Source organism: Phycicoccus sp. Root101 (assembly GCF_001426245.1).
GTDB lineage: Bacteria > Actinomycetota > Actinomycetes > Actinomycetales > Dermatophilaceae > Pedococcus.
On record NZ_LMCM01000008.1, the window covers coordinates 360,973 to 382,443 of the forward strand.

The following is a 21,471-nucleotide window of genomic DNA, read 5'->3' on the forward strand; positions in this document are numbered from 1 at the left end:
GGTCTCAGGGCGTCGTCGGGCAGACGACGGCCGAGCCGGCCCCCGACGCGGTGCGCTCGGCGAGCTGGTCCGCGCCCCGCTCGCGGGCGAGGTTGAAGTCGAGCCAGTCGCCGCGGACCGGCACCTGGAGGCCGCGCACCGCGCAGGCGAACTCGGCGTCCGGCAGCCGGACGATCGCGGGGAGGGCGTCCGCGGACAGCGACCGCAGGTAGGCGTAGTCGACGGGAGTGGTGGCCTGCGTGCGGGAGAGGTTGTGCTCGGCGATGTAGAGGTCCGGGTTGACCAGGGCCAGGCCCAGCAGCCCGAGCGCTCCGGTCCGGACGGCGACCGGGACGAGCCACCGGCGCCCGCCCACGACCCCGGCGACGAGCACCATCACCAGCACGAGGCCGAGCCAGCCCTCGAAGACCGAGACGAGCAGCCGGAGCCGGGTGAAGCCGTACGCCTCCTCGTAGAGGCTCATCCGGTGCAGGGCGGAGACGACCACGACGATGGTCATCAGGCACAGGGCGCCGAGCGCCACGTCACGGCGCCGCGACGGCTCGGCCTTGTGGCTGGCCCAGGCGACGACGGTGAGGGTGAGCACGGTCGCCACGGTCAGCTGGCCGAACCCCTCGTGGACGTAGTCGGCATACGTCAGCCCGGTCGTCCGCTGGAGGTAGTCGTGGCCACCGAAGAGCGCGGTCGCCTGGGCCACGAGGAAGGCGGCGAAGACGGCGTTGACGGCCGCGATCGGGGCCAGCCACTCGAAGGGGCGGCGGCTGGGACGCAGCCGCGGCTGGAGGCGGTCGACGGCTGGTGGGGCGAGGCCCACGTAGGCCGCCGCGAGGGTGCCGCCCGCGACGAAGAGGGCCAGGGCCGTGCGGGCGGGCAGGTCGTTCCAGGTGATGTCCGGGGTGATCGCGTCGACCCAGGTCGCGAAGAGGGCATCCGCTGAGGCGAACAGCGACCCGAACACGAGGAGCAGGACGGCGGACAGGAGCCCTGCGCGCACGGCCGGGAGCCAGCTCTGCGTGCCGCCGCGGGGACGCAGCGTGCGCCCCAGCCAGGGGAGACCGCGCAGGCCGGCCAGGGGGACGGCCACGGCGGACCCGACGGTGCCGAGGACGGAGCTCGCACGGGTCGAGCCCACGGCGACGAGGGCCAGCGCAGCCAGCAGGCAGAGCACCGTGATCCACGCGGCGTCGCGCAGCACCAGGGTGACGAGCAGCAGGACGACGACGGCGACGTCGGCGGTGTCCGTCCAGGACCAGGTGCCCCTGCCGGCCCGGCGGGTGCGCGTCGCGAGCACCGTGGCGCAGATGGCCGCGAGCACGAGTGCTGCGCCGAGCCCGATGCGGTGGTCGGGCAGCACCAGGGCGGCGAGGATGCCGGACGCGGCAGCTGCCCCCACGAGGCCCGGCCGGCGCCGGTCCGCGTCGGGCCAGAACGCGGTGAGGGTGTCACGGGCGGGCGCGGGAAGGGGTGGCTGCGAGGGTGCCGGCGGGGTCAGGGTGCTCATGACGGGCTCCTTGGTCGTGGTCGGACGGGTGGGGTCGACGGGTAGCAGCACCTCGATGCGGCAGCCGTGCTCACTGTCGGCGACGGCGATGGTGCCGCCGTGCAGCTGGACGACCCAGCGCGAGATGGCCAGGCCCAGCCCGGTGCCGCTGTTGTGGGCTGCGCTCGTGGTGAACCGCTCGAACACGAGGCCGCGTTCGGCCGGCGCGATGCCCGGTCCGTCGTCGGCGACGTCGAGGCGGACCCGGTCGCCCTCGGCGACGGCCGCCACCCTGATCTCGCCGTCGCGCGGGCTGTGGCGGGCAGCGTTGTCGAGGAGGTTGGCGAGCAGCTGGTGCAGGCGGTCCGCGTCCGCCGACAGCCGCAGTCCGGGAGGTGAGACCACCACGGAGTAGCGCAGGCCGTCGGTCCGGGCCTGCGCGACGGCTTCCTCGAGGAGCTCGGCGACGTCCACCTTCGCGACCTGGAGGGGTGTCACGCCCTCCTCCACGCGGGACAGGTCGAGGAGGTCGCCGACCAGGCGACCCAGTCGCTCGGTCTGGGCCAGGGCTGACCGCAGCTCCTCGGGGCCGGGTTCGGAGACGCCGTCGACGAGGTTCTCCAGGACGGCCTGGAGCGCGGAGATCGGGGTCCGCAGCTCGTGCGAGACGTTGGCGACGAGGTCGCGACGGTGCCGGTCCACCAGCTCGAGGGTCGCCGACATCCGGTTGAACGCCCGCGCCAGCTCGCCCACCTCGTCGCCGGAGGTGGCGCGCACGCGCTGGGAGTAGTCCCCCTGCGCCATGCGCTGCGCCGCCACCGTCATCTCCCGCAGCGGCGAGGTCATGCCGCGGGCCAGCAGCTGGGTGACCACGAGGGCGGCCACGACCGCGACCGGCACCGTCGCCCACGGCGAGACGCCGAGGCGCGTGCCCACCACGGCGAGGACCGACGCCACGGTGATCGTCACGGCGACCAGCAGGCCGAGCTTGGTCTTGATGGAACGGGCCCGGTCGAGGGGACGCAGGTCGTAGTTCACGCGCCCGGCTCCAGGGCGTAGCCGACGCCGTGGACCGTGCGGACGCGGTCGGCGCCGAGCTTGCGGCGCAACGACTTCACGTGGCTGTCGACGGTGCGGGTGCCGGAGGCGTCGGCCCAGCCCCACACCTCGGCGAGCAGTGCCTCCCTGGACAGGACGGTGCCGGGACGGGCGGCGAGGCAGGCGAGCAGGTCGAACTCGGTGGGGGTGAGGTGCACCTCGGCGTCGCCCGCCCAGACCCTGCGCTGCGCGCCGTCGATCCGCAGGCCGTTGACGGCGACGGTGGGGGCGGGGGCGTGCGCCTCGGCAGCCCGCTCGACCCGGCGCAGCAGGACGCGGAGCCGGGCCACGAGCTCGCGCATCGAGAACGGCTTGGTCATGTAGTCGTCCGCGCCGATGCCGAGGCCCACCAGCAGGTCGGTCTCGTCGTCGCGTGCGGTAAGCATGAGGACCGGCACCGGTCGGGTCGCCTGGAGGCGGCGGCACACCTCGAGCCCGTCGAGCCCCGGCAGCATGACGTCGAGGACGACGACCTGGGGGTCCCACGTCGCGGCGTGGTCGAGGGCCACCAGCCCGTCGTGCACCTGCTGCGCGTCGAAGCCCTCGGCGACGAGGCGGGCGGTGATGGCGTCGGCGATGGTCGGCTCGTCCTCGACGACCAGGACACGGGGTGGATGGCTCACGGTTCGAGCGTAGGAGGAGCGCGAGGAGGGTCGGCGGAGATCATGTGAAGGTTCTGTGCAGATGTGTGAGGCGTCGGTCCTCGAGGGCCCCCAGGTGCCGGCGGCTGTGCTGATCCGCGCGGTGCGGCCGTCCCCGTTAGGGTTGCGACCATGACCTCTGCCGCCGTGATGCCGTCGTCCGTGACGGTGCGGGTCCCGGCCAAGGTCAACCTCGAGCTGCTCGTCGGTGCGCCCCGTGAGGACGGCTACCACCCGCTGGCGACCGTCTACCACGCCGTGAGCCTCTACGACGAGGTCACCGTCGCCGCCGCGGACGACTGGGGGGTGGGGGTCTCGGGCCCGCAGTCCCTCGGGGTGCCGGTGGACGAGAGCAACCTCGCCCTCCGGGCCGCGCGCATGCTCGCCGAGGTCGGCGAGGTGCGCGAGCCCGTGCACGTGAGCATCCGCAAGGACATCCCCGTGATGGGCGGTATGGCGGGTGGTTCGGCCGACGCCGCGGCCGCCCTGGTCGCGTGCGACCGGCTGTGGGGGCTGGCGCTGCCCCGGACCGAGCTCGAGCACATCGCGGCCGAGCTCGGGAGCGACGTCCCCTTCCTGCTCTCCGGCGGCACCTCGATGGGATCCGGGCGCGGCGAGGTGCTGGCACCAGTGCTGGCGCGGGGCAGCTTCCACTGGGTGTTCGCGCTCAGCGAGACCGGACTGTCCACGCCGGCCGTGTACGCCGAGTGCGACCGGCTGCGCGGCGACAAGGCCGTCAAGGACCCCTCATCGAGCCCGCAGATGATGCAGGCACTGCGCTCCGGCGACCCGCGGGCCCTCGGCGAGGCGCTTCAGAACGACCTGCAGGCGGCGGCGATCTCGCTCATGCCGGCGCTGGGTGACGTGCTCGACGCAGGCCTGGAGTTCGGGGCCCTCGGCGGCGTCGTCTCCGGTTCGGGACCGACCGTGGCGTTCGTGGTGGAGAACAACGAGGCCGCCCTCGACCTGGCCGTGTCGCTGACGGCCTCGGGCGCGGTGCAGGACGTCCGGCGCGCCACCGGCCCCGCGCACGGTGCCCACGAGATCAGCGGACCGCGGCCCGGCTGATGGCGAACCTCATCAGTGTCGAGCGCGCCTCCCTGGCCCTCGGCACCGCCCAGGTCCTCGACGAGGTGTCCCTCGGTGTCCTCGGTGGCGACCGCATCGGCATCGTCGGCCGCAACGGCGGCGGCAAGACGACCCTGCTCAGCGTCCTCGCCGGCCAGCGGGAGGTCGACTCCGGACGGGTGACCCGCGCCGGGGTCTCCAGCGTGGGAGTGCTCGCCCAGGAGGACGTCCTCGACCCCACCCACACCGTGCGCGAGGTGGTGCTCGGCGACCTCGCCGAGCACGTCTGGGCCGGTGACGCCCGCGTACGCGACGTGCTGACGGGCCTGCTCGGGGGCATCGAGGCGCAGTCCGTGGGCGGTTTCGAGGCGACGATCGGTCCGATGTCCGGTGGCGAACGCCGTCGGCTGGCGCTCGCCCGCCTGCTCGTGCAGGACCCGACCGTGCTGTTCCTCGACGAACCCACGAACCACCTCGACGTCGAGGGGGTCGCGTGGCTGGCCGAGCACCTGGTCCGTCACCGAGCCCGTCCTGACAACGCCGTCGTCGCGATCACCCACGACCGGTGGTTCCTCGACGCCATCGCCACGAACACGTGGGAGGTCGTGGACGGCACGGTCAACGCCTTCGAGGGCGGCTACGCGGCATACGTGCTCGCGAAGGCCGAGCGCGAGCGGATGGCGCAGGTGACCGCCGAGCGGCGCGACAACCTGCTCCGCAAGGAGCTCGCCTGGCTGCGCCGGGGCCCGCCGGCCAGGACGTCCAAGCCGAAGTTCCGCATCGACGCGGCCAACACCCTCATCGTCGACGAGCCGCCCCCGCGCGACGACGTCGAGCTGCTGAGGTTCGCGACCACGCGCCTGGGCAAGGACGTCGTCGACCTCATCGACGCGACCGTCGCCCTCGGTGACCGGGTCCTTCTCGACCGGCTCACCTGGCACCTCGCGCCCGGCGAACGCATCGGGGTCGTGGGGGTCAACGGTGCGGGCAAGTCCACCCTCCTGCGCGCCATCGCGGGTCAGCTGCCGCTGGCCTCGGGCAAGCGCAAGCAGGGCATCACCGTGCGCCTGGCCTACCTCTCGCAGGAGGTCAGGGAGCTGGAGCGGTATGCCGACTGGCGAGTCATCGAGGCGATCGAGGACGTCCGCAAGTTCGTGCGGCTCGGGCCCAAGGAGATCTCGGCGTCCCAGCTCGCCACGCGCCTGGGGTTCACCGGCGGGCGGCAGCAGACCCGGGTCTCCGACCTGTCCGGTGGTGAGCGACGACGGCTGCAGCTGACCAGGCTGCTCATGGACGAGCCCAACGTGCTGCTGCTCGACGAGCCCACCAACGACCTCGACATCGAGACCCTGACCTCGCTCGAGGACGTCCTCGACGGCTGGGCCGGCACGCTGCTCGTCGTCTCGCACGACCGCTACCTGCTCGAGCGGGCCTGCGACCGGCAGGTCGCCCTGCTCGGCGACGGCAAGCTCCGACAGCTCCCTGGCGGTGTCGACCAGTACCTCGAGCTCCGGCACGCGGCGATCGAATCTGCTGCGAGAGAAGCCGTTTCGACGTCCGCGCGGGTGGACAACGCTCCGGTCGCCGGCACGTCCGGGCCGAGCCCGGCTGAGCTGCGCGAGGCGCGCAAGGACATGGCGCGGATCGAGAAGCAGCTGACCCGGCTGACGCAGCGCGAGGACAAGGTCCACCTCGCGATGGCAGAGGCCGCCGCCGACCACGCGAAGGTGCTCGAGCTCAACGGCCAGCTGCGCGAGATCGTCGACGAGCGCGAGAACCTCGAGCTGGAGTGGCTGGCCGCGGCGGAGATCGTCGGCTGAGGAGCCTCAGACCTCGAACGGCGAGAGGAGGCGGCGCAGCATCGCCGCAAGCTCCTCGTGGTCCTTGGGGGACAGCTCGGCGAGCAGCGTGCGCTCGCGGTCGAGGAGGTCGGCCATCGCGGCGTCAACGGCCTGCTGCCCCGCCGGGGTGAGCCGGACGATGACGCCGCGGCGGTCGGTGGGGTCGGGGCTGCGGCCGACGAGGCCGCGACGCTCGAGCCGGTCCACGCGGTTGGTCATGGTGCCGCTGGTGACGAGGGTCTGGCGGATCAGCTGCCCGGGGGAGAGCTCGTAGGGGTCGCCGGCGCGGCGCAGGGCCGAGAGGACGTCGAACTCCCAACCCTCGAGCTGGTGCAGCGCGAACGCCTGCGCGCGGTCGAGGTCCAGGCGGCGGGCGAGGCGGGAGACGCGGGAGAACACCTGCAACGGGGCGACGTCGAGGTCGGGGCGCTCGCGCCGCCAGGCCTCGACGATGTGGTCCACGTCGTCGGCCGGTGGCACGACCGGTCCTGGGCGTCGGGGACTCATGGCGAGAACTGTACCCCTCATCAAGTATCTTGATATCAAGAGAAGTGAGGGGCATCATGAGGACATGAGCACCCACTGGGACCCGACGCAGTACGCCAAGTTCTCCGACCACCGGTCGCGCCCCTTCGGGGACCTCATGGCCCGGGTCGGTGCGAGCTCGCCCGGTCTGGTCGTCGACCTCGGTTGCGGCAACGGCCCGCTGACGTTGGGGCTCGCCCGCCGGTGGCCCGACGCGCGCGTCGTGGGCGTGGACCACTCGCCGGAGATGTTGGACGCGGCTCGAGAGCTCGACGCCGAGGGGCGCGTCGAGTGGGTGGAGGCCGATGTCGCGTCGTGGGACGTGGGCTCGCTCGGGGCGGCCCCGGACGTCATCGTCACCAACGCGACGCTGCAGTGGGTGCCCGGTCACCTCGCGCTCGTCCGCGCCTGGGTGCAGGCGCTCGCTCCCGGCGGCTGGTTCGCGATGCAGGTGCCCGGCAACAACGACGCTCCCTCTCACGCGCTCATGCGTGAGACGGCGGCGGACCACCCCGCGGCCGACCGGCTCGCTCCTGCGCTCGACCGGCTGGCCGTCCACGACCCGGCCCGGTACGTCGTGGAGCTCGGCGCCCTCGGCTGCGAGGTCGACGGGTGGGAGACGACCTACCAGCACGTCCTCGACCCGGGCGGTGCGCAGGACAACCCGGTGCTCGAGTGGGTGCGAGGGACCGGGCTGCGGCCGGTCCTCGAGGCGCTCGACGACGAGACGGAACGAGCGGCGTTCCTGGCGGACTACGACGCGCGGCTCCGCGCGGCATACCCCCGCACGCCGGTGGGGGTGATCCTGGCGTTCCGGCGGGTGTTCGCCGTGGCCCACCGCACCGGTGCCTGACCGCCGGGCGCGCCAGCGGCCTACTTGGCGGTGATGGCGAGGGTCGGCTTGTTCTCGAGGTTGGCGAGGCCGTTCCACGCGAGGTTGACGAGGTGGGCGGCGACGTCGGCCTTCTTCATCTTGCGCGAGTCGAGCCACCACTGGCCGGTGAGGGCCACCATGCCGACGAGCATCTGGGCATAGAGGGGGGCGGTCTTGGGGTCGATCTTCCGGCGCTTGAACTCGGCCGCGAGGATGTGCTCGACCTGGCTCGCGACGTCGGACATGAGGCTCGCGAACGAACCGGTCGACTGCCCGGGCGGGCTGTCGCGGACGAGGATCCGGAACCCGTCGGTGGAGCTCTCGATGTAGTCGAGCAGGGCCATGGCTGCGCGTTCCAGGGTCTGGCGACTGTTGAGGTCGGCGGTCAGCGCTCCGGTGACGAGGGTGAGGAGGGCGGCGATCTCACGGTCGACCACGACGGCGTACAAGCCCTCCTTGCCCCCGAAGTGCTCGTAGACGACCGGCTTGGAGACGTTGGCCTTCGCGGCGATCTCCTCGACGGTCGTACCCTCGAAACCCTTGTCGGCAAACAACTTCCTGCCCACGTCGATGAGCTGCTCGCGACGCTGCTTCCCGGTCATGCGCGACTTCGCGACCGTGGTCACGGGCTTGTCATGGCTGCTGCTCACACGCTCCATCATGCCTGTTGCCCCCGCCCCGCCCGACCGGTGTGCCGCGTGGCCGGACCGTGAGGTCCAGCGGGGTGAGGGCACCGCCGCGGATTGGCTACCCTTTGCAGGTCCCTCTGCGGGACGTTCCCCGGTTGGTCTGCTGGCAGGGCCCGCCTGACTTTGAATCAGGACAAGCGACGTAGGTTCGATTCCTACCCGGGGAGCGCCGTTCTGAGGCGCGCGGGTTACTCCAGCCCCGGGGCGGACCATCGGAGGGTGTTGCTCCGCTCGTGCCTTGTGGCTCGACGTGGGACGCTCCGGTGATGGGGGAGCTGTCGGTCGCTCGCGTGCTCTGGTTGCTGGGGCAGGACGAGCAGCTGTTCCGGCCGCGGGTCGGTGCGATGGGGGTCGCCGTGGCCGCGGCGGCGCTCGTCGACGTCGTCGGCAGTGGTGCGGCAACGTGGGTCGACTCGTCCGGCCAGCCCGAGGTCGTATGCACCGGTGAGTCGCCTTCGGACGCGCTCATCGGGCGCTGGGCTGCCGCGCTCGAGGAGTCCGGAGGGAGGGAGCCGCTCCGAGTCATCCACGCCATCAACGCCATGGGTTCCCAGAACTGGGACGCCGTCGGCGCGGACCTGGCGAGGCAGGGGATGGCCGAGGAGGTCCCGCGTCCCGTGCGGCGATGGATGGCGCCACGACGCAGGCCCGACCTCGCCGTCGCGCGCCGGGAGCGGGCGAGGCTCCTCGCCGTGATCGGAGGCCGTGGCACCGCCTCTGCGCAGGAGGAAGGCGTGCTCGCCGTGGCCTGGTGCGCGGGGATCGCCGAACACGTCCTCAGCACGAACGCCTTCACGGACTCGGGGGTCATCGAGCCCACGCGGAGGTTCCTCGCCAACAGCGCGCTGGTGCCCAGGCTCGAACCCGCGGTGTCCTACCTGGTGAGCATGGGCCCGCTCCTCGGCATGGACGGGAACCCCGGCTGGAGTGGCCCGGGCGGCTGAGGTCACCTGCAGTCCAGAGCGCCGGAGTGGCCTTCGCCGTCGCCCTCTCGTCGTCGCCTTCGTCGCTGCGCTCGCTGCGATGTGGGCGCCGGCGTGGCAGTTCAAGGAGCTAACCTGACCGCGACGGTCGCGTCCGGCTGGGTCGCGTCAGCCGCCGAGCGCCCCCGCCATGACAGCCCCGCAGGAGGCCGCGAGCATCAGGGAGTGCTGGCCGGCGGGCGTCCGCAACAGGATGCCGCGGCCCCGAACGTCAGGACCTCGGTCTCGTCCACCTCGGCGGCCGTCGCCACGAGCGTTCTTCGCAGCGAGTCGCTCAGGGACATGCCGGCGAGTATGCCGCGTCAGGCTGGGTTCGCGGTTCGGAGGCAGAACTCGTTCCCGTCGGGATCGGTCATGGCGACCCAGCCCTCGCCGCACTACCCGACGCTCGACCTCGCGGCGCCGAGGGAGAGGAGGCGCTCGACCTCATCGGTGTCGCCTGCTGAGTGCGGGGCGAGGTTGAGGTGCAGCCGGTTCTTCGCGAGCTTGGGGTGGAAGGGCGGTCCGCCCCAGCTGATCTTCGATCCACCGTCCGCGGCCTGGATGGCCGTCTCCTCGTCCTGGTCCCAGACCAGCGGCCAACCCAGGGCCTCGCTCCAGAAGTAGCCCACCTGTTGGCTGCCGTCGGAGGAGAAGGCGCCGATCCGGCCGGTGCCGCGCAGGAAGTTGTTCGTCGGCTCCACGACGCAGAACTCATTGCCCTCCGGGTCCGCCAGGACGACGTGCTCCTCCTCGGGCAGCTGTCCGACATCGAGGTGTCGTCCGCCGGCCGCGAGGGCGCGCGCCACCGTGTCCTGCTGGTCCTGCAGCGACAGGGTCATCAGGTCGAAGTGGATCTGGTTCGGCCGGGTCTTCGGGACCTCCGTGGGCAGGAAGCGGACCTGGAGCTGCCCGTCGTCACCGGGGAGCAGGGTCACCCCGTCGCCGGCGACGTCCCGGCCGAGCACGCTCGCCCAGAACCCCGCGAGGCGACGTGGGTGCCGCGCGTCGAAGCAGAGCTCCACCAGCCGGCTGGTCATCGCGCCTCCGAGTTCGATCGGCCCAGCGGGTGCTGCCCTCACCCGGGGTTTCCACTGATCGACGCTAGGCCTCGGTTCATGGGGACGCAACGGAATTCCGACCGGCCGTCCCGTCGCGTTCAACGCTGTCGGCGCAGTCGGTCCAGAGACGGTCACCCGCACGGGCTCCCCTCCTCGGGCCCGACCCGCAGGCGCCCTCGGAGCCTTTCGCCAACCCGGAAGGCGCTCGGCGCCGAACTCCTCCCCGTGGCCGTCACATCGACCACCTGATCCGGAGGCATCACATGACCCGCAAGATCACACTCATCGCCCTCGTCCCCGTTCTGGCCCTCGGCCTGGCTGCCTGTGGCTCGTCGAACTCGGACAGCGCCTCGTCGCCCTCCACCTCCTCGACGTCCATGTCGTCCATGCCGATGCCCTCGGAGACGCCCTCTTCGAAGGCCGCTGAGTCGCCGTCGTCGAGCGCATCCGACGCCGCGTCCGCCGTCATCACGATCACGGACTTCAAGTTCAAGGTGCCTGCATCGGTGGCGCCCGGCGCCACCATCACCATCAAGAACGGCGACTCGCAGGCGCACACCGTCACGTCCAAGTCGGGCGGCTTCGACGTCAAGATCGACCCCAACGGCACCGCGACGATGAAGGCCCCCGACAAGGCGGGCAGCTTCGACTTCGTCTGCACCTTCCACGCGGACATGTCCAGCACGCTCGTCGTCAAGTGAGCACCGCACGCACCGTTGTGCAGCAACGGAGCTCGCGAGACAACGCTGGCGTCGTGCTCCGCGTGGCTGTGGCTCTCTGCCTGGTCGTGGACGCCGCCGTGCACCTCCACCTCGCCCGTGGGTACCAGCAGTCCGCCCCGAGCGGCATCGGTGCGGGCAACCTCTTCCGCATCCAGGCCGTCTTCGCGCTCGGCGTCGCGGTCTGGCTCGCCTGGCGCGGTGGCCGCGCTGCCTTCCTCGCCGCCTTCGCCGTGGGGGTGAGCGCGGTCGCCGCCGTCGTCCTCTACCGCTACGTCAACGTCCCCGCCATCGGCCCCCTGCCGGCGATGTACGAGCCGGTGTGGTTCGCCGAGAAGACGCTCAGCGCCGTCGCCGAGGGCGTTGCGGCTGCGGGGGCCCTGTTGGCGTTGTCGCTCACCACCGGCCGCAGCTCGGCCCCACGGCACGGCGGCCCGACCAGAAACTAGTTGGCCCCCGCACCAGTCCGTTCCACGCCGGGCACCGAAGTACCTGCACAAGCGTGGTTCCCAGTGCGGCCCGATGCGGCCGCGAATCAAGGAGATACCAGAATGCGCACTACCTCGAAGATTGCTTCTGTCGCCCTCGGCTCTGCAGTGCTCCTGCCGTTCCTCGGTGCAGGTGTCGCCCAGGCTGCCGACGGCAGCACGATGGCGACCCTCCGTCCCGTCGCGTTGAACGGTGTCAAGGGCAGCGGCACCGCGATGGTGACCGTGAACGGCACCCGCATCGACGTGACCATGGCCGCCAACGGCCTGCTCCCCGACGCGCCGCACGCGGCCCACATCCACTTCGGTGCGGACGCTCGGCACGAGTGCCCGGTCGCCGGTGACGACGCCAAGGGCGACGGCACCATCAACACCACCGACGGTGGCCCGGCATACGGTCCGATCGTGGTCTCCCTGACCAAGACCGGTGACACCTCGCCGAAGAGCGGCCTCGCGGTCGACCGCTTCGACACCGCCCCCGGCGGCAAGATCAACTACGAGCGCGGCAGCATCAACGTCTCCTCCGGCGTGGCCCAGGCCATCACCGAGGGCAAGGCTGTCGTCGTCGTCCACGGCGTTGACCACAACAACGACGGCAAGTACGACGGCACGACCAAGAGCGACCTCGACCCGAGCCTGCCCACCGAGGCCACTGACCCGGCCATCTGTGGCGTCCTGAACGCCGCTCCCGCCGGCGGCATGGACACCGGCGCGGGTGGCACGTCCACCCCGAACAACGAGGGCATGCTCCTCCTCGGTGGCGGCCTGCTCATGGCGGCTGTCGGCACCGGTGCCTTCACTGCTCGCAAGGCTCGTAACCGCGTCTGATGTCTGACATCACGAAGTCCGGTGGCCGTCGCGGCAGCATTGCCGCGGCGGTCACCGTCGTGCTTCTCGTGGTCGGTGGGTTCCTCGTCGCGAAGTCCTTCTCGGGAACCGATGCCCCGCCGCAGCCCGACGCAGCCCAGTCCGCACCGTCGGTCACGCCGGCACCCTCGTCCTCACCGCCGAGCCCGACGTCGTCACCCACCTCCGCGACCGGGAAGACCGCTGCTCCCAGCACCGCGGACTTCGGTCCGATCATGGGACCGAGCGCGCCCGTCTCGCTGAAGATCCCGTCGATCGGTGTCGACACCAAGGGCATCGTCGACCTCGGTCTCGACAAGAGCGGCAAGCTGCAGGCCCCGACCGACTTCGGCAGGGCCGGCTGGTACGCCAACGGCCCGACCCCGGGTGAGTTCGGCCCCGCGGTCATCGGTGCCCACGTCGACAGCAAGTCCGGTCCCGCCGTGTTCTACCGCCTGGGATCGTTGAAGAAGGGCGCCACCGTGTCCGTGGCCCGCAAGGACGGTTCGACGGCGCGCTTCGTCGTCGACCGTGTCGCGCGCTACTCGAAGGCGGACTTCCCGACCATGACCGTCTACGGCGACACGAAGGGCCGCGCCGAGCTCCGGCTCATCACCTGCGGCGGTGCCTTCGACCAGTCCACGGGTCACTACGTCGACAACATCGTGGCGTTCGCCCACCTCACCTCCTGACGGATCTTTCCCGGCCCGATTCCGTTGCTGCGCAACGATGCTGGGCCTGTGGACGGTGCCGGTGCCCTTGTCAGTGGTCGCCGATAGTGTCCTCGGTATGGCGATCGCTCCGGGCACGTCGCACCCCACCTTCGGTGGTGGTGCACGCAAGGGTGCGGCCCGTCCGGTGCTGGGTGGCGCGCGGGTCGCCCTGGAGGCAATGACCGACGGTGCCGCAGATCGGTTGTGGGCGTTGTCCGACGCCGAAGTCGGTGACGCGCTCGGCGTGCTGGCTGAGGTGCACGCGGCTGTTGCGGCCCAGCTGGTCGCGGTGCTGGCAGAGGCCAAGGGTCGCAGCCTGGGTTCGGGCCAGGGGTGGGGCGCGGTCGACTGGGCACGGGCGATGGCGCCGTCCCTGCCTACCAAGGACCTGCTCGACGCTCATGTCGTGGCGACCGCGGTCCTCGACGGGGTTCGTCCCGAGCTCGGCGACCACCGGTTGGGCGAGGTCGCCGATGCGGTCGCTGCAGCCGCCTCGGGTGATGCGCAGGAGCGGGCCGGGGCGTTGCCCGTGTCCAAGGCGGCGCAGCTGTGCCGGTTCCACCGCGGGATCCGTGGGTTGGCCGAGCCGGCCTGGTTGGCCGGGGCGACGGCTGACCTGGTGGATGCGGCACGGGGCAGGTGGGGTTGGGACGAGCGCACGTTGGCGGTCGCGGTCAGGCGCACCACGGATGTGGCGCGCTCGGACGGGACGGTGGAGCGGGACGCGCAGGTCCGTCGGGACCACCGGTCGCTGGTGAAGTCGCGTGGTCCGGTGGGGATGTCCCGCTACACGTTGCTGCTGGACGAGGAAGGCGCCGCGGTCGTCGATGCCGCCGTCGATGCGCTGGCGAAGCCGCGGCGGGACGAGGACACCGGGGAGCTGGACCCGCGCACCCCGGCTGCGCGTCGCGCGGACGCGTTGTTGGACCTGGTGGCCAGGGCGGTGTCCGCACCCAGCGGGGTGCCTCGGCAGGCGAAGACGAGCCTCGTGGTGACAGTGCCGCTGGACGTTTTGCAGGGCCGGTGCCGGGGGGCGGGGATGACCCTCGATGGTGAGGCCCTGACGGTGGGGGCGGTGCGTCGGATGGCGTGCGACGCGCAGGTCATCCCTGTGGTCCTGGGTGCTCGTGGTGAGGTGCTGGACCAGGGGATGGGGCGGCGGTTGTTCGACCGGGCGCAGGTCCGGCACCTGTGGTTGCGGGATGGGCAGTGCACCTTCCCCGGCTGTTCGAAGCCTGCGGCGTGGACGGATGCGCACCACCTGGTCCACTGGGCCGACGGTGGCCCGACGGACATCGACAACGCTGCCCTGTTGTGCCGGGCCCATCACACGGTGGTGCACACGAACCGCTACGGCGGCAGGGTCCGCCTCGAGCACGGCAGCCCACGGGTCGAGTGGGACCTGACGGTCGGCTCCTACGACACCACCCTCGACGAATGGCGACAACGCACCCGACAACGAGCCCGGACACGGCCACGCCCCCACCCCGCCACGACCTGAGCGGGCGATGGTCCACGCCCACCTCCCGGTGTTGCAGTTCTGGGATGGTGCTGGGGTGACTCCACTGGATGACCGTGCCGTCCATGCCTTGCCGGTGCTCGTCCTGACGGGCGGGCCCGCAGCAGGGAAGACGTCCACGGCTCGCGCCGTCGCTGCACAGCTTGAGCGTGCAGCGGTGATCGACGTCGACGACCCGCGGCACCTCGTGGTTGCGGGCCACGCCGCACCCTGGGAGGGCTCGAATGGCCTGCTTCAGCAGGAGCTCGGGGTGCGGCACGCGTGTCTCCTGGCTCGCAGCCTGACCACCGAGGGGTTCGCCGTGGTCGTCGCTGACGTGCTGACACCGGCAACGACCACCATGTACCGCGAGCTGCTCGAGAGGGTGGCCGTCGTGCACCTCGCCGTGTCCCCGCAGGAGGCCGCGCGTCGTGCGATCGGGCGAGAGGTTCAGCTCACCGGCGAGGAGTTCGAGGAGCTCCACCGTGCCCAGGCGGAGCAGGTGCCGTTCGCCGACCACGTGGTCGACGTGACGCGGATGTCGCCGGAGGAACAGCGGGAGGCGGTCGCGCGAGCCTGGGACCAGCCGTTCTGACGAGTGGGTCAGGCGGCCCGGGGTCCGCGTGCCGAGCGGGCGAGGTCGTAGACGATCGTCGTCATCCAGCTCAACGACCGGTGCTGCAGGGTGTCGAAGTCCCGGGCAGTGGCCCAGATCTGGGCGTAGGCAGCCAGGGTGGTCTCCTCGGCCCGGCCATGGTCACCGAGCACGGTGAGGGCGAGGTGGTAGAAGCGCGCCGCGGTGCGGTCGTACAGGTCCCCGAAGGCCGTGGCGTCGCCGAGGGCGGAGCGGGACAGCAGCCCGTCCAGCTCGGTAGCCGGTGCCGGTGTTGCCTCAGTGTGGAGCTGCGACGCCGCCCCCAGATCCGTCATGTCCACCACTGTGCGCCCAACCCGGACGAACCGCACCACGGGGACGGCCAGCGGTTCGCGCCGGCCGAGAACCTGCCCGAACGGACCAGGTCGCCCGTCCTGCGCGGGGTCGGCAACCGTGGGGCGAACAGCACCTGACCGGCGGGTAGCATGACGCCCGACCCGTCGCACCCGACCAGATCTCTGGAGTCCTCGCGCGTGAACGTCCCCCACGGCACCCCCAGGCTCGCTGCAGTCATCGTCCTCGCCGCAGGTGAGGGCACCCGGATGAAGTCCTCGACCCCCAAGGTCCTGCACCGGATCGGGGGCCGGACCCTCGTCGGACACGCGATCGCAGCGGCCCGGGCGGCCCAGCCGGAGCACCTCGCGGTCGTCGTCCGCCACGAGCGCGACCTCGTCGCCGCCCACGTCGCAGAGGTCGACTCCTCCGCGGTCATCGCGGACCAGGACGAGGTCAAGGGCACCGGCCGCGCCACGGAGTGCGCTCTCGACGTGCTCCCCGCCGACCTCGAGGGCACCGTCCTCGTCACGTACGGCGACGTCCCCCTGCTCGCCGGCGACACCCTGGTGTCGCTGCTCGCCGAGCACGCGGAGTCCGGCAGCGCCGCAACCGTGATCACGGCCCACCTCGCCGACCCCACGGGGTACGGCCGGATCCTGCGGGACGCCGACGGCGGCGTCGAGGGGATCGTCGAGCAGAAGGACGCCACCGAGCAGCAGCGCGCGATCACCGAGATCAACTCGGGGATCTACGCCTTCGACGCGACGGTCCTGCGTGAGGCTCTGGCCAAGGTCGGCACCGACAACGCCCAGGGAGAGAAGTACCTCACCGACGTGCTGGCCATCGCCCGTGGCGCCGGTGGCCGGGTCAGCGCCCACCTCATCGAGGACCTGTGGCAGACCGAGGGCGTGAACGACCGGGTGCAGCTCGCCCGCCTCGGCAAGGAGCTCAACCGCCGCACCACCGAGCGCTGGATGCGTGAGGGCGTCACGATCATCGACCCCGACACCACGTGGATCGACACGGACGTCACCATCGGCCGTGACGCCACCGTCCTGCCCGGCACCCAGCTGCTCGGGGCGACGACCATCGGTGCGACCGCCGTCATCGGCCCCGACACCACCCTCACCGACACCGAGGTGGGGGAGGGGGCCGAGGTCAAGCGCACCGAGGCCCTGCTCGCCGTCATCGGCGCGGGCGCGACGGTGGGTCCGTTCAGCTACCTGCGCCCCGGCACCGAGCTCGGCGCGAAGGGCAAGATCGGCGGTTTCGTCGAGACCAAGAACGCGAAGATCGCCGACGGTGCCAAGGTCCCGCACCTCACGTATGCCGGTGACGTCACCATCGGTGAGGGCGCCAACATCGGCGCGGGGACGATCTTCGCCAACTACGACGGCATCAAGAAGCACCACACGACGATCGGGCGGCACAGCTTCGTGGGCTCCAACTCGGTGCTCGTCGCGCCGGTCACCATCGCCGACGGCGCGTACGTCGGCGCCGGCTCCGCAGTGACCGGTGACGTCGACCCGGGCCAGATCGCGGTGGCCCGCGGACGGCAGAAGAACATCGACGGCTGGGTGGCCCGCGCCCGCGCCGGCACGAAGACGGACGAAGCCGCCAGGGCGGCGCAGGCCGCGAAGGTGGCTGCGCCGCATACCGAAGACTCCACGGAAGGGCAGGGCCAGGCGTGACCGGCATCCTCAAGACCACCGAGAAGAACCTCATGGTCTTCTCCGGCAGGGCCCACCCCGGGCTCGCCGAGGACGTCGCCCGGATGCTGGGGACCGGCCTCGTGCCGACCAGCGCCTACGACTTCGCGAACGGTGAGATCTACGTGCGGTACGAGGAGTCGGTGCGCGGCTCCGACGCGTTCGTGATCCAGAGCCACACCGCGCCGCTCAACGAGGCGATCATGGAGCAGCTCATCATGATCGACGCGCTCAAGCGCGCCTCCGCCAAGCGCATCACCGTGGTGCTGCCGTTCTACGGGTACGCCCGTCAGGACAAGAAGCACCGTGGTCGTGAGCCGATCTCGGCCCGCCTCATGGCCGACCTGTTCAAGACCGCCGGGGCCAACCGCCTCATGGCCGTCGACCTGCACACCGCGCAGATCCAGGGGTTCTTCGACGGTCCCGTCGACCACCTCATGGCGCTGCCGATCCTGTCGGACTACGTGCGCGAGAAGTACGGGAACGAGAAGCTCGCGGTCGTCTCGCCCGACGCCGGTCGTATCAAGGTCGCCGAGCAGTGGTCCGAGCGCCTCGGTCACGCGCCGCTGGCGTTCATCCACAAGACGCGGGACATCAACCGGCCGAACGAGACCGTCGCGAACCGGGTCGTCGGTGAGGTCAAGGGCCGCATCTGCGTCCTGGTCGACGACATGATCGACACCGGCGGCACCATCACGAAGGCCGCCGACGCCCTCATGGCGGACGGTGCGGCCGGCGTGGTCATCGCCGCGACGCACGCGATCCTCTCCGGTCCTGCGGTCGACCGGCTCAAGGCCTGCACCGCGCAGGAGGTCATCGTCACCGACACGCTGCCGATCGACGAGGCGCACGACTTCGACAAGCTGACGACCTTGTCGATCGCCCCGCTCATCAGCCGTGCGATCCAGGAGGTCTTCGAGGACGGCTCGGTGACGAGCCTGTTCGACGGCCACGCCTGAGCACAGTGCGTCCACGCTGCGAGGACAGGGCCACCGTCGCCTCGGGTCAGCCGGTCGAGGCCCTGCGCGCCCGGTAGGCGGCGACGTTGGCGCGGTTCCCGCAACCGCCGTCGCAGTAGCGCTTCGACCTGTTCTTCGACAGGTCGACGACGACGTCCTCGCAGTCGTCGGCCGCGCACGTGCGCAGCCGGGCCAGCTCGTCGGCGCGGATCACGTCGACCATCGCCATGGCCGCCTCGACGGCCATCCGGGTCGACAGCGGGGCCTCGGGCGGCGTCGCGTGCAGGTGCCAGGTCCACCCGTCGTGGCGCACGAGCTGGGGGAGGGCGTCGGCCTCGGCGAGCAGCGTGTTGACGAGCTCGACGGCGCGGTCCGTGTCCGCGGTCCACAGCTCGCGCAACCGCGGCCTGAGGGCGCGCACCGCCTCGAGCTCGGCGGCGTCGTGGGCGCGCGAACCGGTCCACTGCCACTCGCGCACGAACGTGTCGAGCTGGGGGAGGGTCTGCAGGTCGTCGGTGTCCGTGGGCAGGGTCGCGGCCGTGTTGACCAGGGCCGCGCAGCCGCGCAAGGCTTCCTCGGTGTCATGGGCGAACAACATGTTGACTCCTGACATGGACCATCGGTACCGTCACGAGTATAAGGAGTTTTGATCCTGACAAGATCCCTGACGACGAAGCGAGGCGTGTCATGCACCCACGGTCCACCGCGGTCGGCCTCTGGCTCGCCCTCGCGTCGGCGGCGACGTTCGGCAGCAGCGGCCCGTTCGCCAAGTCCCTGCTCGTCGAGGGCTGGAGCTCGGGGGCGATCGTCCTGCTCCGCGTCGCCGGCGCCACGCTCGTCCTCGCCGTCCCGACCGTGCTCGCCCTGCGTGGTCGGTGGCACCTCGTGCGGGAGAACCTCGCTGCCGTCCTCACGTATGGCGCCGTGGCCGTCGCCGGCTGCCAGGTCGCCTACTTCTACGCGGTCCAGCGCCTCGACGTCGGGGTCGCCCTGCTGCTGGAGTACCTCGGTGTCGTCCTCGTGGTGCTGTTCGTCTGGGCGCGCACCCGGCGGGCCCCCAGTGCCCTCACCGGGCTCGGGGTCGTGCTCGCGATCGGCGGGCTCGCGCTCGTGCTCGACCTCGGTGGCCAGGCCGCGCCCGACCTCGTCGGTGTCGGCTGGGGGCTGGTCGCCGCCGCGGGCCTGGCGACCTTCTTCGTCCTCGCGGCCGAGGAGAGCCACCTCCCGCCGGTCGCCCTGGCCGGTCTCGGCATGGGCGCCGGTGCGGTCGGCCTCGGTGTGCTCGGTGCGGTCGGTGTGCTGCCGATGCACTTCGTCGCCACCGACGTGGTCCTGCGCGGCGCGGACGTGCCCTGGTGGGTCGCGGTCGGTGAGCTGGCCCTCGTGGCCGCCGCCGCGGCATACCTGCTCGGGGTCACGGCCGCCCGCATACTCGGCTCCACGGTCGCGTCCTTCGTGGGGCTGACCGAGGTGCTCTTCGCGGTGCTGTTCGCGTGGGTGCTGCTGGGCGAGCTGCCGGGCCTGGTCCAGCTGCTCGGCGGGGTCTGCATCGTCGGGGGCGTGGTCGCCGTCCGCCTCGGCGAGCTGCGCCGCGAGCGTTCGGCCCGGGCGACGGCCGCGGCGGACGACGCGGATTTCCCTCTCCCCGCAGGCGTCGCCTAGACTCTCCGGGTTGCCTCGGCGAGGGACACTGCACGGCTGCCACCACCTGGGGGCCGGTCACGTCCGTAATTCGACGCGGTGTGGTCTCCGTGCTGCGCCCCGCGTCGAGGCCCACCGCCTACTCGAGTCCCCGTCCAAGGAGTCCCCGTGTCTGACACCAACCTCACGCTCAACGCCGAGAAGCGCACGCAGTTCGGCAAGGGCGCCGCGCGCAAGATCCGCCGCGACCACAAGATCCCCGCCGTCATGTACGGCCACGGCGCGGAGCCGGTGCACATCACCCTCCCCGGCCACGAGACGATGATGGCGCTCAAGACCGCCAACGCCCTCCTCACCATCGTCATCGACGGTGACGAGCAGCTCGCCCTGGCCAAGGACGTGCAGCGCGACGCCATCAAGCCGGTCATCGAGCACATCGACCTCGTCGTCGTCCGCAAGGGCGAGAAGGTCACCGTGGACGTGCCCGTGCACCTCGAGGGCGACGCCGCCCCCGAGACCGTGGTCACGCTGGACTCCCAGACCCTGCAGCTCGAGGTCGAGGCCACCCACATCCCCGAGAACATCGTCATCTCGGTCGAGGGCCTCCAGGCCGGCACGCAGATCAAGGCGTCCGACGTCGAGCTGCCCCGCGGCGCGACGCTGATCGTCGACGAGGAGACCCTCGTCGTCAACATCACCCAGCAGATCTCGCAGGAGGAGCTGGACGCCGAGCTCGCCGAGGCCGAGGAAGAGGCCGGCATCGAGCGCGAGGAGTCCGACGAGGACGCCGCCGCCCAGGGCGACTCCGCTGCTGCCGAGGGCGAGTCCACGGACGGCGCGAAGGCCGAGTCCGAGGACGCCTGAGTCCCACCGGCACGGCGCGAGCCGTGCCACAGGGGCGGCCCAGCGGCCGCGCCACAGGCTCCACCACTGCTCCACACCGGAAGGCCGGGTCCGCGACGGACCCGGCCTTCCGGCATACTTGCCGCCCGTGAGTGCAGACGGGACGTGGCTGGTGGTCGGGCTCGGCAACCCCGGGCCCACCTACGCGGGAAACCGCCACAACGTCGGTGCGATGGTCGTCGACGAGCTGGCCCGACGGGGGTCGGCGTCCCTCACGAAGCACAAGGCGCGGGCCGTGGCGGCGACGATCAGGATCGGCATGCTGCCCGGCGGCGCTCCCGGCCCCCGCGCTGTCATCGGCGTCCCGCTGTCGTACATGAACGAGTCCGGCGGTCCGGTGAAGGCCCTCATGTCCTTCTTCTCCGTGGACCCCGACCACCTCGTGGTCATCCACGACGAGCTCGACATCCCTGCCGGTGACGTCCGGCTCAAGAAGGGCGGCGGCGAGGGCGGCCACAACGGCCTGCGCTCGATCAGCTCCTCCCTGGGCACCAAGGACTACCTGCGCGTGCGGGTGGGGATCGGGCGCCCGCCCGGCCGGATGGACGCCGCCGACTTCGTCCTGCGCGACTTCTCACCGACCGAGCGCAAGGAGCTGCCGTTCCTGCTCGATGCCGCCGCCGACGCGGCGGAGATGGTCGTCACCGAGGGGCTGCAGACGGCCCAGCAGAAGTTCCACAGCCCCGCCTGAGGCCTGCTGCTCCTCCCGTCCACCCCTCGGGGCGGGGCGCGGGAGTGACTATTTTTGGGACTAGTTCCTTTTGCGTATCCCTACGTCAGGCGAACGGTGCCGAGGGTCGACCCCTTCGTCCCTGCGGGACCGAG

The 21,471-nt window shown here is 71.6% G+C and carries 24 protein-coding genes and 1 tRNA gene; 16 read left to right on the forward strand and 9 right to left on the reverse strand.

From position 1 onward, the window contains the following. Positions 1-4: 4 nt before the first annotated feature. Complete coding sequence (locus ASC58_RS14525) at positions 5-2,518, reverse strand: DUF4153 domain-containing protein (RefSeq protein WP_056919786.1); 2,514 nt, start codon at positions 2,516-2,518, stop codon at positions 5-7. Next, a complete protein-coding gene (locus ASC58_RS14530; protein ID WP_056916552.1) occupies positions 2,515-3,201 on the reverse strand; it encodes a response regulator transcription factor in 687 nt (228 codons plus the stop codon). The genes ASC58_RS14525 and ASC58_RS14530 overlap by 4 nt, the downstream gene beginning before the upstream one ends. A 150-nt stretch (positions 3,202-3,351) precedes the next feature. Here ASC58_RS14530 and ASC58_RS14535 point away from each other — a divergent pair, with 150 nt between their 5' ends. Both ASC58_RS14535 and ASC58_RS14540 read left to right on the forward strand, forming a co-directional pair. Continuing rightward, a complete protein-coding gene (locus tag ASC58_RS14535; protein WP_056916553.1) occupies positions 3,352-4,287 on the forward strand; it encodes a 4-(cytidine 5'-diphospho)-2-C-methyl-D-erythritol kinase in 936 nt (311 codons plus the stop codon). Then, positions 4,287-6,107 (forward strand): ABC-F family ATP-binding cassette domain-containing protein, encoded by a 1,821-nt coding sequence (locus ASC58_RS14540; protein WP_056919787.1) that lies wholly within the window; start codon positions 4,287-4,289, stop codon positions 6,105-6,107. Before ASC58_RS14535 ends, ASC58_RS14540 begins: the two co-directional genes overlap by 1 nt. Before the next feature lie 6 nt (positions 6,108-6,113). Here ASC58_RS14540 and ASC58_RS14545 read toward each other — a convergent pair whose 3' ends face one another. Further along, the gene (locus ASC58_RS14545) at positions 6,114-6,635 is read right to left on the reverse strand and encodes a MarR family winged helix-turn-helix transcriptional regulator (protein WP_056919788.1); all 522 of its coding nucleotides are present in this window, start codon (positions 6,633-6,635) and stop codon (positions 6,114-6,116) included. 64 nt (positions 6,636-6,699) lie between these two features. Between ASC58_RS14545 and ASC58_RS14550 the strand changes: the two genes are divergently transcribed. Beyond that, on the forward strand, positions 6,700-7,506 hold the full coding sequence (locus ASC58_RS14550; protein WP_056919789.1) for a methyltransferase domain-containing protein: 807 nt from the start codon (positions 6,700-6,702) through the stop codon (positions 7,504-7,506). A gap of 20 nt (positions 7,507-7,526) precedes the next feature. On the opposite strand, the gene ASC58_RS14555 is transcribed toward ASC58_RS14550, so the two are convergent. Further along, positions 7,527-8,129 (reverse strand): TetR/AcrR family transcriptional regulator, encoded by a 603-nt coding sequence (locus ASC58_RS14555; RefSeq protein WP_056919852.1) that lies wholly within the window; start codon positions 8,127-8,129, stop codon positions 7,527-7,529. Positions 8,130-8,304: 175 nt separating this feature from the next. On the opposite strand from ASC58_RS14555, the gene ASC58_RS14560 reads away from it, so the two are divergent. Both ASC58_RS14560 and ASC58_RS14565 read left to right on the forward strand, forming a co-directional pair. Then, positions 8,305-8,383, forward strand: a tRNA-Gln gene (locus ASC58_RS14560). 99 nt (positions 8,384-8,482) lie between these two features. Then, positions 8,483-9,160: a GPP34 family phosphoprotein gene (locus ASC58_RS14565; RefSeq protein WP_056919790.1), complete on the forward strand. Its 678-nt coding sequence runs from the start codon at positions 8,483-8,485 to the stop codon at positions 9,158-9,160. A 197-nt stretch (positions 9,161-9,357) separates the two neighbouring features. On the opposite strand, the gene ASC58_RS21825 is transcribed toward ASC58_RS14565, so the two are convergent. The 3 genes from ASC58_RS21825 to ASC58_RS21700 form a co-directional block, all read right to left on the reverse strand. Then, entirely contained in the window at positions 9,358-9,483 is a 126-nt protein-coding gene (locus ASC58_RS21825; protein WP_255353305.1) for a hypothetical protein, read from the reverse strand. Positions 9,484-9,576: 93 nt separating this feature from the next. Next, positions 9,577-10,218 carry a VOC family protein gene (locus ASC58_RS14570; protein WP_162246859.1) on the reverse strand — a complete coding sequence of 214 codons (642 nt, stop codon included), beginning with the start codon at positions 10,216-10,218 and terminating at the stop codon, positions 9,577-9,579. Between the two features lie 280 nt (positions 10,219-10,498). Continuing rightward, positions 10,499-10,717 (reverse strand): hypothetical protein, encoded by a 219-nt coding sequence (locus ASC58_RS21700; RefSeq protein WP_235529258.1) that lies wholly within the window; start codon positions 10,715-10,717, stop codon positions 10,499-10,501. On the opposite strand from ASC58_RS21700, the gene ASC58_RS20705 reads away from it, so the two are divergent. From ASC58_RS20705 to ASC58_RS14605, 6 genes are all read left to right on the forward strand, one after another. After that, a complete protein-coding gene (locus tag ASC58_RS20705) occupies positions 10,632-10,940 on the forward strand; it encodes a cupredoxin domain-containing protein (RefSeq protein ID WP_235529257.1) in 309 nt (102 codons plus the stop codon). The two genes, ASC58_RS21700 and ASC58_RS20705, sit on opposite strands and share 86 nt — an antisense overlap. Positions 10,941-10,993: 53 nt before the next feature. Beyond that, complete coding sequence (locus ASC58_RS14585; RefSeq protein ID WP_235529247.1) at positions 10,994-11,407, forward strand: hypothetical protein; 414 nt, start codon at positions 10,994-10,996, stop codon at positions 11,405-11,407. 102 nt (positions 11,408-11,509) lie between these two features. Then, positions 11,510-12,274, forward strand: a complete 765-nt coding sequence (locus tag ASC58_RS14590; RefSeq protein ID WP_056916560.1) for a CHRD domain-containing protein — start codon at positions 11,510-11,512, stop codon at positions 12,272-12,274. Further along, the gene (locus tag ASC58_RS14595) at positions 12,274-12,984 is read left to right on the forward strand and encodes a class F sortase (protein WP_056919793.1); all 711 of its coding nucleotides are present in this window, start codon (positions 12,274-12,276) and stop codon (positions 12,982-12,984) included. The genes ASC58_RS14590 and ASC58_RS14595 overlap by 1 nt, the downstream gene beginning before the upstream one ends. Positions 12,985-13,081: 97 nt before the next feature. Then, positions 13,082-14,506: an HNH endonuclease signature motif containing protein gene (locus ASC58_RS14600; protein WP_157598525.1), complete on the forward strand. Its 1,425-nt coding sequence runs from the start codon at positions 13,082-13,084 to the stop codon at positions 14,504-14,506. Positions 14,507-14,513: 7 nt separating this feature from the next. Further along, entirely contained in the window at positions 14,514-15,098 is a 585-nt protein-coding gene (locus ASC58_RS14605; RefSeq protein WP_157598526.1) for a hypothetical protein, read from the forward strand. Positions 15,099-15,106: 8 nt separating this feature from the next. Here the strand turns inward: ASC58_RS14605 and ASC58_RS14610 are convergent, their stop codons facing one another. After that, positions 15,107-15,433 carry a hypothetical protein gene (locus tag ASC58_RS14610; protein ID WP_157598527.1) on the reverse strand — a complete coding sequence of 109 codons (327 nt, stop codon included), beginning with the start codon at positions 15,431-15,433 and terminating at the stop codon, positions 15,107-15,109. Between the two features lie 150 nt (positions 15,434-15,583). On the opposite strand from ASC58_RS14610, the gene glmU reads away from it, so the two are divergent. Together glmU and ASC58_RS14620 are read left to right on the forward strand one after the other, a co-directional pair. Next, complete coding sequence (gene glmU / locus ASC58_RS14615; protein ID WP_082553321.1) at positions 15,584-17,125, forward strand: bifunctional UDP-N-acetylglucosamine diphosphorylase/glucosamine-1-phosphate N-acetyltransferase GlmU; 1,542 nt, start codon at positions 15,584-15,586, stop codon at positions 17,123-17,125. Then, complete coding sequence (locus ASC58_RS14620) at positions 17,122-18,102, forward strand: ribose-phosphate diphosphokinase (RefSeq protein WP_056916564.1); 981 nt, start codon at positions 17,122-17,124, stop codon at positions 18,100-18,102. The genes glmU and ASC58_RS14620 overlap by 4 nt, the downstream gene beginning before the upstream one ends. A 46-nt stretch (positions 18,103-18,148) precedes the next feature. Here the strand turns inward: ASC58_RS14620 and ASC58_RS14625 are convergent, their stop codons facing one another. Further along, positions 18,149-18,700: a CGNR zinc finger domain-containing protein gene (locus ASC58_RS14625; protein ID WP_056919797.1), complete on the reverse strand. Its 552-nt coding sequence runs from the start codon at positions 18,698-18,700 to the stop codon at positions 18,149-18,151. A gap of 89 nt (positions 18,701-18,789) precedes the next feature. On the opposite strand from ASC58_RS14625, the gene ASC58_RS14630 reads away from it, so the two are divergent. The 3 genes from ASC58_RS14630 (at position 18,790) to pth (ending at position 21,337) form a co-directional block, all read left to right on the forward strand. Beyond that, positions 18,790-19,764: an EamA family transporter gene (locus ASC58_RS14630; protein WP_056916566.1), complete on the forward strand. Its 975-nt coding sequence runs from the start codon at positions 18,790-18,792 to the stop codon at positions 19,762-19,764. 147 nt (positions 19,765-19,911) lie between these two features. Next, positions 19,912-20,607 (forward strand): 50S ribosomal protein L25/general stress protein Ctc, encoded by a 696-nt coding sequence (locus ASC58_RS14635; RefSeq protein WP_056919798.1) that lies wholly within the window; start codon positions 19,912-19,914, stop codon positions 20,605-20,607. Positions 20,608-20,734: 127 nt separating this feature from the next. Next, positions 20,735-21,337 carry an aminoacyl-tRNA hydrolase gene (gene pth, locus ASC58_RS14640; RefSeq protein WP_056916568.1) on the forward strand — a complete coding sequence of 201 codons (603 nt, stop codon included), beginning with the start codon at positions 20,735-20,737 and terminating at the stop codon, positions 21,335-21,337. Positions 21,338-21,471: the final 134 nt, after the last annotated feature.